This is a genomic window from Pseudomonas helvetica (assembly GCF_039908645.1).
GTDB lineage: Bacteria > Pseudomonadota > Gammaproteobacteria > Pseudomonadales > Pseudomonadaceae > Aquipseudomonas > Aquipseudomonas helvetica.
In genome coordinates, this window is record NZ_CP150917.1 from 3396615 (window position 1) to 3409922 (window position 13308).

The following is a 13308-nucleotide window of genomic DNA, read 5'->3' on the forward strand; positions in this document are numbered from 1 at the left end:
TCGGGCCTCTCGATCCTTCCCGGCACGGCTCACGTGAAATCAGTGAGCCAGTCGACGATAGTGTTTGAATTCAAACCACTCTGTCCTTCAAACTCCCTCCTTAGCGCCTCAATCTAAATACAAACGACATTGATTAACGACTTGTTTGACGCTTTTTTCACATATCCCGCACTACATTGCCGCCACCAAAATCTATGCGAATGATTCGCATTGTTCTGGGCGAGCTGCAGGGATTGCGGGAATCGAACAACAGGCTTGCCCATCTGATTCTTTATAAAACTGCAGGAGCTGCTAACAAAATGAATCATCGTCGCCCTTCGTTTCTGAAAATCGCGCTGCTCGCTACCGCTCTTATGGGGGCTGGCCATGTCTTTGCTGCGCCAAGCAGCGACGGCATCGTGGTCTATAACGCGCAGCATGAGACCCTGACCAAGGCCTGGGTCGAAGGTTTTACCCATGAAACAGGGATCAAGGTCACGCTGCGCAACGGCGATGACAGCGAGATGGGCAATCAGCTGGTGCAAGAAGGCGCGGCCTCCCCGGCAGACGTATTCCTGACCGAGAACTCCCCGGCCATGGTGCTGGTGGATAACGCCGGGCTGTTTACCCCTGTTGCGCCGTCGACCCTGGAGCAAATCGGTTCGGCCTATCGCCCGGCCCATGGCAAATGGGTGGGCATCGCCGCTCGCTCGACCGTGTTTGTCTACAACAAAGCCAAGCTGGCCGAAGCCGATCTGCCAAAGTCTCTGATGGACCTGGCTTCCCCAAGCTGGAAAGGTCGTTGGGCCGGTTCGCCTGCCGGCGCCGATTTCCAGGCCATCGTCGCCGCCGTACTGGAGCTCAAGGGCGAAGCCGCCACCCTGGAATGGTTGAAAGGCATGAAAGCCAACGCCACCGCCTACCGTGGCAACAGCGCTGTGCTCAAGGCAGTGAACGCCGGTCAGATTGAAGGCGGCGTGATCTACCACTACTACAGCTTCGTCGATCAGAGCAAAACCGGCGAAAACAGCAAGAACACCTCGCTGCACTACTTCAAGCACAAAGATCCGGGCGCGTTTGTCAGCCTCTCCGGTGGCGCTGTCCTGGCGTCCAGTAAACACCAGGAAGAAGCTCAGGCGTTCCTGAAGTGGATCACCGGCAAAGAAGGCCAGGCTATTCTGAAAAACGGTAACTCGTTTGAATACGCCGTAGGCCAGAAAGCCGAGTCGAACCCGAAACTGGTGCCGCTGGCGCAACTTGACGCGCCTGTGGTCGATGCCTCCAGACTCAACAGCAAAAAAGTTGTCGAGCTGATGACTCAGGCGGGGTTGTTGTAATCCGATGTCCAAGCCAGTCGCGCTGCCAGAAGCTAGTAAAGTCGTCGATCTGACGACTCTGGCCAACCCTCGTCAACACCCTCGCCGCGCCTCCGGAAGGCGCAGCGGTTCGTGGGTGGTGGCCATATCCATTCTGGTGTCGTTGCTGGCCCTGCTGCCGTTGGCGTTTGTCATCGGCATTTCCATCAAGACCGGCTGGGCGACAATTGCCGAGCTGGTCTTCAGGCCCCGAGTGGCCGAACTTTTGATCAACACCGTGTTGCTGGTGGTGATCACGATTCCCCTGTGTATCGCGCTCGGCGTGGCACTCGCCTGGTTGACCGAACGCACCGATTTGCCGGGCCGCCGCCTCTGGTCGGTGCTGGCAACGGCACCGATTGCGGTGCCGGCCTTTGTCCACAGTTATGCCTGGGTCAGCCTGGTGCCACCGATTCACGGGTTGTTTGCCGGGGTGCTGGTTTCGGTTATCGCCTACTTCCCGTTCCTCTATCTGCCAGTCGCCGCCACCTTGCGGCGTCTTGATCCGGCCATCGAGGATGTCTCCGAATCGCTGGGCCTGAAGCCCTGGGCGGTGTTTTTCCGGGTCGTGCTGCCGCAACTGCGCCTGGCCATCTGTGGCGGCGCCTTGCTGGTCGGCCTGCACTTGCTGGCCGAATACGGCCTGTACGCGATGATTCGCTTCGACACCTTCACCACGGCGATCTTCGACCAGTTCCAGTCGAGCTTCAACGGCCCGGCGGCGAACATGCTGGCCGGGGTGCTGGCGCTGTGCTGCCTGCTGATGTTGACCGCTGAATCCGCATCACGTGGCCACGCCCGTTACGCACGAGTCGGTTCCGGCAGTGCGCGCCTGCAACGCACTCAGCGGCTGACACGCAACACCAAAGCCGCAGCATTGTTGCTGCCAATCATCACCAGCGTGCTGGCCCTCGGTGTGCCGCTGATTACCCTGGCCCAATGGTTGATTGCCGGTGGCGCGGACGTCTGGCGCATGGCGGAAATACTTCCGGCATTGAAGCAGACCCTCGTTCTGGCCAGTGTCGGCGCGCTCATCACCACCTGCGCAGCCGTTCCGGTGGCCTGGTTGTCGATACGCTCGCCGGGGCGCCTGCATCGCATCCTGGAAAGCTGCAACTACATCACCAGTTCATTGCCGGGAATCGTCGTGGCACTGGCCCTGGTGACCGTCACCATCAGCTTTGCCCGACCGATTTACCAGACCACCATCACGGTACTGCTGGCGTACCTGCTGATGTTCTTGCCACGCGCGCTGGTCAGTTTGCGCGCCGGTATTGCCCAGGCACCGGTAGAACTGGAAAATATCGCCCGCAGCCTGGGCCGCTCGCCGAGCCAGGCGCTCTGGCTGATTACCATGCGCCTGGCCGCACCAGGGGCCGCCGCCGGCGCAGCGCTGGTGTTTCTGGCGATCACCAATGAACTGACCGCGACCCTGTTGCTCTCGCCAAGTGGCACCCGCACCCTGGCCACCGGTTTTTGGGCCATGACCAGCGAAATTGACTACGCCGCAGCGGCCCCTTATGCGCTGATCATGATTTTGCTGTCGCTTCCGTTGACCGCGCTTCTCTATCATCAATCCAAACGCACGGCAGGCCGATGAACGCTCTCGAACTGAACTCCATCTACAAAACCTTCGGCGCCCTGCCTGCCTTGGACAACGTCAGCCTGTCGGTGCCAGCGGGCAGTCGCACGGCCATCGTCGGCCCTTCCGGCTCGGGCAAGACCACCCTGCTGCGGATGATTGCCGGGTTCGAGTTTCCCGATTCCGGCAGCATCACGCTCAACGGCCAGACACTGGTCGATGGTTCGACCGAAGTCCCCGCGCATCAGCGCATGATTGGTTATGTGCCACAGGACGGTGCGCTGTTTCCACACATGACGGTTGCCGGCAACATTGCCTTTGGACTGTCGGGTGATGCCGCCTTGAAGCAAGCACGCGTCGCCGAGCTGATGGACATGGTGTCGCTGGATGCACGCATGAGCCAGCGCTGGCCGCACGAGCTTTCCGGTGGTCAGCAACAACGGGTAGCCCTGGCCCGCGCCTTGGCGCAACGACCTCGGCTGATGCTGCTGGACGAACCCTTCTCGGCGCTGGACACCGGCCTGCGGGCGTCCATGCGCAAGATGGTTGCCAAACTTCTGTCAGACACCGGCGTGACCACCATCCTGGTGACTCACGATCAGTCCGAAGCGTTGTCATTTGCCGATCAATTGGCCGTGATGCGCCAGGGTCGGTTGGTGCAGACCGGGCAACCGATGGACCTGTACCTGCATCCTCGCGATGAAGAAACGGCGCTGTTCCTCGGGGATGCCGTGGTCATGCCGGCGCAGATCGAAAATGGCTACGCGATCTGCGACCTGGGACGGGTTCATGTCAGCAGTACCTCGCCAAACGGTGCAGCGCAGATCATGTTGCGGCCCGAGCAGTTGCAGATTTCCAGTCAGCCCGCCGATCTGGAACAGGTGGATGGCTGCATCGGGGTGGTGACCGATCGCGACTTTGGCGGCAATACCTGCACCTTGACGGTGGAACTGAAGCAACCCTCACCTGCTACGGATGGACAGTCAGCAAGCCGCTCGTTGCTGGTTCGCAGTTCCGGGGTACACGCACCGGCCGCTGGCAGCCTGGTACACATTTCAACGCTCGGCAGCGCGCACGTGTTGACTGAGCCTGCTCGCCGCCAGGCGGTTGCGACGCCATAGCTTGCAGCTTGACGCGAACTCAGGGTGAAGTAGTCTTGGCAAGCTATTTACTATCTTTTTAGCGATGTGCGGGCCAATTGACGATTTTTCCTTGCAGCGCCTGAAAAATGGCAACAGCTGTCAGAAAGGGCTGTAAGTGTTGAAAAACCCTGAACATTTGCTGTAAAGGTTACAGTTAAACATTCTCGACACCGGTTTTTCATGTCCCTTTCACATTTTCGAGATTACCCTCTGCGCATCCGGAGCGATGCCTTTGGGCCACTCAAACTGCGGAGCGACAAAATAAAAGTCAATTAGTGCACTTTTTCCAGAAGATTGGTTAACTGATTGATATACTTTTTGTTTTTTCGTCTACGCTGTCACCGACTTCGCCTCGAGGCACCGCTTCGAGCTGATTCGCAAGTTGTGCTCCGACTTGCCGCCTTCAAGGGCTGTTGACATATCCAAACCCGAGGTCCACATGAATCAGGCTTTTCTCCCCTTCTCTCGCCCAAGCATCGGTGATGAAGAAATTGCCGCTGTTGAGCAGGTGTTGCGCTCTGGCTGGATCACCACCGGGCCGAAAAACCAGGAGCTGGAGGAGCAATTCGCACAGTACACAGGCTGCCAGCACGCCGTCGCACTGTCTTCTGCAACCGGTGGCATGCACATCACGCTACTGGCGCTGGGTATCGGCCCTGGCGATGAAGTGATCACGCCTTCGCAGACCTGGGTCTCGACCGCCAACATGATCTGCCTGTTGGGCGCTACCCCGGTATTTGTCGACGTCGACCGTGACACCCTGATGACCGATGTCCAGGCCATCGAAGCCGCCATTACCCCGCGCACCAAAGCCATCATCCCGGTGCACTACGCCGGTGCTGCGTTTGATCTCGACCCGCTCTATGCGCTGGCAGACAAACATGGCATCGCCGTCATCGAAGACGCCGCCCATGCCGCCGGTACCCGTTACCGTGGCCGCGCCATTGGCGCTCAGGGCACCGCGATCTTCTCGTTCCACGCGATCAAGAACATGACCTGCGCCGAAGGCGCAATGTTCGTCAGCGACAATCAAGCGCTGGCCGATCGAGTGCGCATGCTCAAGTTCCATGGCCTCGGCGTAGACGCCTACGATCGCCTGACCCACGGCCGTAAACCTCAGGCCATGGTCATCGAGCCTGGCTTCAAGTACAACCTGGCCGACATCAACGCAGCCATTGCACTGGTGCAGCTACAGCGCCTCGACGAGATCAACGCCAAACGCACCGCATTGGCGCAGACCTACCTGCAACGCCTCGAAGGCCTGCCGGTACAACCGCTGAGTGTGCCGACCTACCCGCAACAACACGCCTGGCACCTGTTTATACTGCGCATCGACGCCGAGCGTTGCGGGATGGATCGCGAGGCGTTCATGAAGGCCCTGCAAGAACAGAATATCGGTACGGGTATTCACTTTGTGGCCACCCACCTGCACACTTACTACCGTCAGCGATTCCCGGGCATTCATCTGCCCAATACCGAATGGAACTCGGCACGACTGTGCTCGATCCCGCTGTTCCCCGACATGACTACCGACGATGTCGAACGCGTCGTTGGCGCCATTGAAAACATTCTGGACTGAAGCCTTTGAAGCCATATCCAATTAACTGCGTGTCGATCGTTATCCCGGTCTACAACGAAGAAGAAAGCTTGCCTGAATTGCTGCGCCGGACCGAAGCGGCCTGTCAGCTACTCAAACACGAGTACGAAATCGTCCTGGTCGATGACGGCAGCCGTGACAATTCGGCGCAAATTCTCGAAGAAGCCGCCGAGCGCGAAGGCAGCCAGGTCGTTGCGGTCATTCTCAATCGCAACTACGGCCAGCACGCGGCAATCATGGCCGGTTTCGAGCATTGCAAAGGCGATGTGGTCATTACCCTCGACGCCGACCTGCAGAACCCGCCGGAAGAAATCCCCCGTCTGGTGGAACAGGCCGAGCTGGGCTACGACGTGGTTGCCACCGTGCGCAACAATCGCCAGGACTCGGCCCTGCGCCGCTGGCCGTCGAAACTGATCAACCTGGCCGTGCAACGCTCCACCGGTGTCGCCATGAGCGATTACGGCTGCATGCTGCGCGCCTACCGCCGCACCATCGTCGACGCCATGCTGGCCTGCCGTGAACGCAGCACCTTCATCCCGATCCTGGCCAACAGCTTCGCCCGCCACACCACCGAGATTCTGGTGCAGCACGCCGAGCGCGAGCATGGCGAGTCGAAGTACAGCCCGATGCGCCTGATCAGCCTGATGTTCGATCTGCTGACCTGCATGACCACTACCCCGCTGCGACTGCTGAGCATCATCGGTTTCAGTCTGGCGGCGCTGGGCATGTTGTTTGCCTTCCTGCTGATCTTCCTGCGCCTGATCTTCGGCGCCAGCTGGGCAGGAGGTGGCACCTTCGTACTGTTCGCCGTGCTCTTTGTGTTCACTGGCGGCCAATTCATCGGCATGGGCCTTCTGGGTGAATACCTGGGCCGCATGTACAGCGATGTCCGCGCCCGTCCGCGGTTCTTTATCGAAAAAATCCTACGTAACAAACCCGCTAGTCCTGCTCCCGTTGCCACTGTCGACGGTCTGCCTTCCACCACTACTGATCAGGTTTCGCCATGAGTTCAAAAGCTGTTGTTTTCGCCTATCACGACATTGGCTGTGCAGGTATCGAAGCACTGCTCAACGCAGGTTTCGAGATTGCTGCCGTGTTCACCCACGCCGACGATCCGAAGGAAAACACCTTCTACGGCTCGGTCGCTCAACTGTGCGCCCGCAAAGGCATTCCTGTGCACGCACCGGAAGACGTCAACCACCCACTGTGGATCGAGCGCATTGCCAAGCTGAACCCGGACTACCTGTTCTCGTTCTACTACCGCAACCTGTTGGGCGAGCAACTGCTGGCTACCGCCCGCAAAGGCGCGTTCAACCTGCACGGTTCGTTGCTGCCAACCTACCGCGGCCGCGCTCCAGCAAACTGGGTACTGGTCAACGGTGAAACCGAAACCGGCGTGACCCTGCACCGCATGGTCAAGCGTGCCGACGCTGGCGCAATCATTGCCCAGCAACGCGTCGCGATCGAGCGTGCCGACACCGCACTGACCCTGCACGGCAAGCTGCGTGAAGCTGCTTCGAACCTGCTGCGTGACACCCTGCCATTGCTGGCTCAGGGCAAAATCACCGAAACCGCCCAGGACGAATCCAAAGCCTCTGTTTACGGTCGTCGTACTGCGGCAGACGGCAAGCTGGTCTGGAAGAAGCCGGCTGAAGAGCTGTTCAACCTGGTTCGCGCCGTGACCCAACCTTACCCGGGTGCTTTCTGCGCCGTGGGCGAGCACAAACTGATTGTCTGGAGCGCTGAAGTCGTCAAGGGCAACGAAGGTCTGGCACCAGGCCGTGTGATCAGCGTTGATCCGCTGCGTATCGCTTGCGGCGAAGACTCGCTGGTTGTCACTTCCGGCCAGCGTAACGAAAACGGTCTGTACCTGAGCGGCCCGCAACTGGCCAATGAGCTCGGTCTGGTCGACGGTTCCGTACTGCGTGGCGCTGAATCGGGCCGTGCCCCGCGTCGTACCCGCGTACTGATCCTCGGCGTCAACGGCTTCATCGGTAACCACCTGTCCGAGCGCCTGCTGCGTGACGACAAGTACGACGTCTATGGTCTGGACATCGGTTCCGACGCTATCGAGCGTCTGCGCAGCCATCCAAACTTCCACTTCGTCGAAGGCGATATCAGCATCCACTCCGAGTGGATCGAATATCACATCAAGAAGTGCGACGTGGTTCTGCCGCTGGTGGCCATCGCCACTCCAATCGAATACACCCGCAACCCACTGCGCGTATTCGAACTGGACTTCGAAGAGAACCTGAAACTGGTTCGCTACTGCGTGAAGTACAACAAGCGCGTGATCTTCCCGTCGACTTCCGAAGTCTACGGCATGTGCCAGGACAAGAACTTCGACGAAGACACCTCGAACCTGATCGTTGGTCCGATCAACAAGCAACGCTGGATCTACTCGGTCTCCAAGCAACTGCTGGACCGCGTAATCTGGGCCTACGGCGCCAAAGGCCTGAACTTCACCCTGTTCCGTCCGTTCAACTGGATGGGCCCACGTCTGGACCGTCTGGACTCGGCACGTATCGGTAGCTCCCGCGCCATCACCCAACTGATCCTGAACCTGGTGGAAGGCACCCCGATCCGTCTGTTCGACGGCGGCGAGCAGAAGCGCTGCTTCACTGACATCGCCGACGGCATCGAAGCCCTGGCCCGTATCGTTGATAACGAAAACGATTCGTGCAACGGCCAGGTCATCAACATCGGTAACCCGGACAACGAAGCCAGCATCCGTCAGCTGGGCGAAGAACTGCTGCGTCAGTTCGAAGCTCACCCACTGCGCGCCAACTTCCCTCCGTTCGCCGGTTTCCGCGACGTAGAGAGCAAGGCCTTCTACGGCGCTGGCTACCAGGACGTGGAACACCGCAAGCCAAGCATCGAAAACGCCAAGCGCCTGCTGAACTGGGAGCCAACCGTTGAGATGAGCGAAACCATCGGTAACACGCTGGACTTCTTCCTGCGCGAAGCCATGCTCGAAATCGCGGACAAGCGCTGATGCAGGCAGGTCTTCGGATCGATGTCGACACCTACCGAGGTACCCGTGAGGGGGTACCCCGGTTGTTGGAGATGCTCGATGAAGCACAAGTCAAGGCGACGTTTTTTTTCAGCGTTGGTCCGGACAACATGGGGCGCCATTTATGGCGCCTCATCCGTCCGCAGTTCCTCTGGAAAATGCTCCGCTCCAATGCCGCAGGTCTGTACGGCTGGGACATCTTGCTGGCCGGCACTGCCTGGCCAGGCAAGCCCATCGGCCGTGACCTGGGGCACCTGATGCGCCAGACCCTCGCGGCTGGCCACGAAGTGGGTTTGCACGCCTGGGATCACCACGGCTGGCAAGCCAACGCAGGGCGCTGGAGCGACGCCGAGCTGATCGAACAGATTCGCCGGGGTGTAGACACCCTCAGCGATATTATCGGGCAGCGCGTGGACTGTTCGGCGGCCGCCGGTTGGCGTGCCGATGAGCGGGTCATCGAAGCCAAGCAGCATTTTGGCTTCCGTTACAACAGCGACTGTCGCGGACAAAGCCTGTTCCAGCCTCGGCTGGCAAACGGCAGCCTCGGCACGCCACAAATTCCGGTCGACTTGCCAACCTTCGATGAAGTGGTGGGTCCCGTCGTAGCAGCCAATGAGTTCAACTCATACATTCTTGACCGATTCAGCCCCTCGAAGCTGAACGTATATACGATACATGCGGAGGTAGAAGGGATTCTGATGGCAAACGATTTCCGTCAACTGCTGGTTGATGCGCGTCAGCGTGACATCCAGTTCCAGCCGCTGGGTAACCTCTTGCCCGCCCAACCGACAACCCTGCCTCAGGGGCGCGTAATACGTGGCGCCCTCGAAGGCCGAGAAGGATGGTTGGGAGTGCAAGGCGCATGAGCAAACGCTGGGCTTTGCCGTTACTGCTTATCGCTTTCGGTCTGGTCTATCTGTTGCCGCTGGGCACGCATGGTCTGTGGATTCCGGATGAAACCCGCTACGCCCAGGTCAGTCAGGAAATGCTCCTGAGTGGCAACTGGGTGTCGCCGCATTTCATGGGCCTGCGTTATTTCGAGAAACCGATTGCCGGTTACTGGATGATCGCCATCGGCCAGGCCGTGTTCGGCGAGAACCTGTTCGGGGTGCGCGTTGCGTCGGCACTCGCGACCGGTTTGAGCATCGTGCTGACCTACCTGATCGCACGCAGGCTCTGGAACGATCCGCGTAAAAGCATCGCCAGCGCATTGCTCTACATGAGTTTCGCCGTGGTCGCCGGTCAAGGCGGCTATTCCAACCTCGACCCGCAATTCACGTTCTGGGTCAACCTGAGCCTGGTGGCCTTGTGGTTTGCGCTGGACAGCAGCAGTCGCAATGCGCGGCTGATGAGTTGGGCAACCCTGGGACTGGCCTGCGGCATGGGCTTCCTGACCAAGGGTTTCCTCGCCTGGTTGCTGCCGGTATTGATCGCCCTGCCCTACATGATCTGGCAAAAACGCTGGCGTGAACTGTTGGCCTACGGCCCGATGGCTATCGTGGTCGCGATTGTCGTCAGCCTGCCGTGGGTCCTGGCCGTGCATGCGCAGGAACCCGACTACTGGCGTTTCTTCTTCTGGCATGAACACATTCGCCGCTTTGCCGGTGACGACGCGCAGCACGCAGCGCCGTGGTGGTTCTACCTGCCGATGCTGGTAGCGTTCAGCCTGCCGTGGGCCGCATTCCTGCCTTCGGCGCTCAAGCAAGCGTGGCAAACCAGACGTCAGGCCAGCACCGGCTTCCTGCTGCTGTGGCTGGTCCTGCCGTTGGCGTTTTTCAGCCTGAGCAAAGGCAAGTTGCCAACCTACATCCTGCCGTGCCTGTTGCCCCTGGCACTGTTGATGGGCAATGCACTGATTGACCGACTGAACCTGGGGCAAAGCCGGCTGTTCAAGGTCAACGGCCTGCTGAACCTGGTCATCGGCCTGACCACCTTGCTGGCGATGGTTTACCTGCAACTGAAAAAACCCGTGTATGTCGATGAAATGCACAGCCTGGTGCTGGTGTTCATCGTGCTCATGGGCTGGATCCTGTCCAACCTGTTGCTGGTGGTTCGACCGTTGAGCGCATGGGCTGCGCCGGCAATCGGCAGCGGACTGCTGATCGCCATCCTGCCGGCTGCATTGCCGCACTCGGTGGTCTACAACAAGATGCCCGACCAGTTTGTCCTCCAGCACATTGACGAACTCAGCCAGACCAAAAGCCTGCTGAGCAATGACCTGGGTGCTGCCTCCGCGGCGGCCTGGCGTCTGCAACGCCCTGAAGTGGCGTTGTACAACACCATCGGCGAAGTGAAATATGGCCTCGACTACCCGGATGCCGCGGCACGTCGGGTCGATACCGACCACGTGCAACAGTGGATGAGCGAAGCCCGCAAGACCGGCCCGGTGGGTGTCGTCATGCGCGTCAAGGGTGACGATGAAGTCCACGAACTCGACCTGCTGCCCAAGGATGGCAAGCGTTACGAGCAAGGCAACATGGTCATTCTGATCATTCCACAGAGCGCGCCATGACCCTGATTTTGCTGTTGTCCGCCTGTCTGCTGACCTGCATGGGCCAGATCGCCCAGAAATACGCCGTGGAGAGCTGGCGCGGCAAGGACTCCGGATGGAGCGAAAAACTGCTCTCGCCGTGGTTGTGGCTGGCGCTGGCATGCCTGGGCTTTGGCCTGCTGGTATGGCTGCTGGTGTTGCAGCGCCTGGAAGTCGGTATCGCCTACCCGATGCTCAGCCTCAACTTTGTGCTGATCACCCTGGCCGCCCACTTCGTCTTCCACGAAACCATTGATCGCCGTCACTGGATCGGTGTTGCGCTGATCATCGCCGGCGTCGTTCTGCTCGGGAGGCACGCATGAGCCTTCGTCGTGGAATCAGCTTTGCCATGGGCAGCGTCGCGCTGGTCAGTGCCGCCCAGTTGGGCATGCGCTGGAGCATGAGCCATTTGCCACTGCCCGATCAGTGGCTGCAGGCCCTGAGCAACGGCAGCATCGACTTGCTCGCGATCGGCGTGGTCCTTGCGTCGATCTGCGCTTACGCCCTGTCCATGCTGTGCTGGCTCGCCGCTCTGCGCGATCTGCCGCTGGGCCGGGCCTACTCGCTGTTGAGTATCAGCTATGCACTGGTGTATCTATTGGCCGCCAGCCTGCCGCTGTTCAACGAAAACTTCAGTCTTTCCAAAACACTCGGGGTGGCCTTGGTCATCCTCGGTGTCATCACTATCAACTCTCGAACTGCTCGCGCCACAGAAGTCAGGAATGCCTCATGAAAATCAGTGTAATTGGTAGCGGTTATGTCGGTCTGGTGCAGGCGACTGTCCTGGCTGAAGTCGGTCATGATGTCGTCTGCATGGACGTCGATCAGAACAAGATCAAAATGCTGCAGAAAGGCCACGTCACTATCTTTGAACCAGGGCTGGAGAGCATGGTCAAGGAGAACCTGGAGAGCGGGCGCCTGCACTTCACCAGCGACGAGAAAATGGCCATCGAGCACGGTCAGGTCCTGTTCATCGCTGTCGGCACACCGTCGGACGAGGACGGCTCGGCCGACCTGAAATATGTCTTGTCCGTGGGTGATGCAGTTGCACGCCATCGCGTCGAGCCGCTGATTCTCGTGGAAAAGTCCACTGTTCCTGTCGGCACCGGCGATACCCTGCGCGCGCACATTGAAGGCGTGCTGAAAAAAGCCGGGCGCACCCTGGAATTCGATATCGTCTCCAACCCGGAATTTCTCAAGGAAGGCTCGGCCGTCAGCGACTGCCGCCGCCCTGACCGCATCGTCATCGGTTGCGAGCGTGAAGAAGTCCGTGAAGTGATGCGCGACCTCTACGCCCCCTTCAACCGCAACCATGACCGCATCATGTTCATGGACCTGCGCAGCGCCGAGCTGACCAAGTACGCAGCCAACTGCATGCTCGCGACCAAAATCAGCTTTATCAACCAGATCGCCGAACTGGCCGAACACCTGGGTGCGGATATCGAAGCCGTACGCATGGGCATCGGTGCAGACCAGCGCATCGGCTACCACTTCATCTACCCTGGCTGCGGCTATGGCGGTTCGTGTTTCCCGAAAGATATGCGCGCATTGATCCACAGCGCCCAGGAAGCCAATTGCTCCAGCGACCTGCTGGAAGCGGTCGAGGCCATCAACCAGCGGCAGAAACACAAGCTGTTCGAACGCATCAACGCGTTCTACAAAGGCGAGCTGAAAGGCAAGACCTTCGCCCTCTGGGGTCTGGCATTCAAACCCAACACCGACGACATGCGCGATGCGCCAAGCCGCGTGCTGATGGAATCGTTGTGGGCTGCCGGCGCACACGTACGTGCATTCGACCCTGAAGCCATGCAGGAAACCCAACGCCTGTACCCGGATCAACCGAACCTGTCGCTGATGGGCACTCCGGAGTCCGCGCTGGTTGGCGCAGACGCGTTGATCGTGTGCACCGAATGGCAACAGTTCAAGGCGCCGGACTTCAAGTTGATCGAAGAGCGTCTCAAAGCTCCGGTGATCTTCGACGGTCGCAACCTGTACGACGCCGAACGCCTGGCACGTAAAGGCTTCAAGTACTTCCCGATGGGTCGTGGCGAGTCGCGCAACCTGCCAATCCCTCAGCAACAGTGGCCAGCTTCGTCCGTCTAAGCCCAGG

The 13308-nt window shown here is 59.5% G+C and carries 11 protein-coding genes; all 11 read left to right on the forward strand.

The window, feature by feature from the left end:
• Nucleotides 1-299 precede the first annotated feature (299 nt).
• A complete protein-coding gene (locus tag AABM55_RS15510; protein WP_054597461.1) occupies nucleotides 300-1316 on the forward strand; it encodes an iron ABC transporter substrate-binding protein in 1017 nt (338 codons plus the stop codon).
• A gap of 4 nt (nucleotides 1317-1320) precedes the next feature.
• Entirely contained in the window at nucleotides 1321-2934 is a 1614-nt protein-coding gene (locus AABM55_RS15515) for an iron ABC transporter permease (protein WP_054597462.1), read from the forward strand.
• Nucleotides 2931-4037, forward strand: a complete 1107-nt coding sequence (locus tag AABM55_RS15520) for an ABC transporter ATP-binding protein (RefSeq protein WP_054597463.1) — start codon at nucleotides 2931-2933, stop codon at nucleotides 4035-4037. Before AABM55_RS15515 ends, AABM55_RS15520 begins: the two co-directional genes overlap by 4 nt.
• 460 nt (nucleotides 4038-4497) lie before the next feature.
• Nucleotides 4498-5637 (forward strand): UDP-4-amino-4-deoxy-L-arabinose aminotransferase, encoded by a 1140-nt coding sequence (gene arnB, locus AABM55_RS15525; protein WP_019690500.1) that lies wholly within the window; start codon nucleotides 4498-4500, stop codon nucleotides 5635-5637.
• Nucleotides 5638-5642: 5 nt separating this feature from the next.
• Nucleotides 5643-6662 carry an undecaprenyl-phosphate 4-deoxy-4-formamido-L-arabinose transferase gene (arnC, locus tag AABM55_RS15530; protein WP_054597464.1) on the forward strand — a complete coding sequence of 340 codons (1020 nt, stop codon included), beginning with the start codon at nucleotides 5643-5645 and terminating at the stop codon, nucleotides 6660-6662.
• Nucleotides 6659-8650, forward strand: coding sequence for a bifunctional UDP-4-amino-4-deoxy-L-arabinose formyltransferase/UDP-glucuronic acid oxidase ArnA (gene arnA, locus AABM55_RS15535; protein ID WP_054597465.1), 1992 nt, complete (start codon nucleotides 6659-6661; stop codon nucleotides 8648-8650). The genes arnC and arnA overlap by 4 nt, the downstream gene beginning before the upstream one ends.
• Nucleotides 8650-9534 (forward strand): 4-deoxy-4-formamido-L-arabinose-phosphoundecaprenol deformylase, encoded by an 885-nt coding sequence (gene arnD, locus AABM55_RS15540; RefSeq protein ID WP_347926831.1) that lies wholly within the window; start codon nucleotides 8650-8652, stop codon nucleotides 9532-9534. The genes arnA and arnD overlap by 1 nt, the downstream gene beginning before the upstream one ends.
• The gene (gene arnT / locus AABM55_RS15545; protein ID WP_054597467.1) at nucleotides 9531-11180 is read left to right on the forward strand and encodes a lipid IV(A) 4-amino-4-deoxy-L-arabinosyltransferase; all 1650 of its coding nucleotides are present in this window, start codon (nucleotides 9531-9533) and stop codon (nucleotides 11178-11180) included. The genes arnD and arnT overlap by 4 nt, the downstream gene beginning before the upstream one ends.
• The gene (gene arnE / locus AABM55_RS15550) at nucleotides 11177-11521 is read left to right on the forward strand and encodes a 4-amino-4-deoxy-L-arabinose-phosphoundecaprenol flippase subunit ArnE (RefSeq protein ID WP_019690505.1); all 345 of its coding nucleotides are present in this window, start codon (nucleotides 11177-11179) and stop codon (nucleotides 11519-11521) included. Before arnT ends, arnE begins: the two co-directional genes overlap by 4 nt.
• Nucleotides 11518-11931: a 4-amino-4-deoxy-L-arabinose-phosphoundecaprenol flippase subunit ArnF gene (gene arnF, locus AABM55_RS15555; RefSeq protein ID WP_019690506.1), complete on the forward strand. Its 414-nt coding sequence runs from the start codon at nucleotides 11518-11520 to the stop codon at nucleotides 11929-11931. The genes arnE and arnF overlap by 4 nt, the downstream gene beginning before the upstream one ends.
• Nucleotides 11928-13301, forward strand: coding sequence for a UDP-glucose/GDP-mannose dehydrogenase family protein (locus AABM55_RS15560; RefSeq protein ID WP_054597468.1), 1374 nt, complete (start codon nucleotides 11928-11930; stop codon nucleotides 13299-13301). The genes arnF and AABM55_RS15560 overlap by 4 nt, the downstream gene beginning before the upstream one ends.
• Nucleotides 13302-13308: the final 7 nt, after the last annotated feature.